The organism is Streptomyces sp. W16, assembly GCF_033194735.1.
Taxonomy (GTDB): domain Bacteria; phylum Actinomycetota; class Actinomycetes; order Streptomycetales; family Streptomycetaceae; genus Streptomyces.
Window position 1 is genome coordinate 1 of sequence record NZ_JAWOAI010001214.1, and the last position, 717, is coordinate 717.

The 717-nt window shown below is 71.1% G+C and carries 1 protein-coding gene; it reads left to right on the forward strand.

The genetic code is table 11. The features are described from left to right. The coding region (locus tag R6V09_RS54275; RefSeq protein ID WP_317888704.1) for a zinc-binding dehydrogenase at positions 1–567 on the forward strand (567 nt) is incomplete at its 5' end. Positions 568–717: the final 150 nt, after the last annotated feature.

The following is a 717-nucleotide window of genomic DNA, read 5'->3' on the forward strand; positions in this document are numbered from 1 at the left end:
CTGGAGCCGGCGGCCTGCATCGCGGCGGCGGCGCTGAAGGCGAACGCGCGGCCGGGCGAGCGGGTAGCCGTGGTCGGCACCGGAACTCTCGGTATGTTCGCGATCCAGTTCCTCAAGGCGAACTCCCCCGCCGAGCTCCTGGTGGTGGGCTCCCGCCCGGACCGCCGGGCCCTCTCGGAACAGTTCGGCGCCACGGACTTCCGTACCAAGAACGAGCAACTCCCCGACGACTTCGACGTGGTGATCGAGACCGCCGGCTCCGCGGACGCGGCCCGTACGGCCGCCGCCCTGCTGAGGCGCGGCGGACGCCTGGTCCTCACCGGCATCCCGGCGCCGGGCGCGGAGGGTCTCGACCCGACCGATCTCGTCGTACGGCAGCTGGAGGTGCACACCGTCTTCGGGGCACCGCCGGACGCCTGGGCGCACACGGTGCGGGTGTTCGCGGCCGGCTTGCTCGATCCGCTTCCCCTGGTCACCCATGAGCTGCCGCTCGCCGAGTTCCCGCAGGCCATCGAGCTGGTGGGGTCCGGCGATCCCAAGGTCGGCAAGGTGCTGCTGCGGCCGTAGGAAACCCCAGCCGTACGTCGGCACGGGGTGTCCTGACCACCCCGTGCCGGCGTACCACCACAGTTTTTCCGTACCCCGAGCCGCGAACCGCATCCGAAATACCGAACAAGAAGGACAGCCAGTGACCGACACCGCCACGGCAGCCCGCAG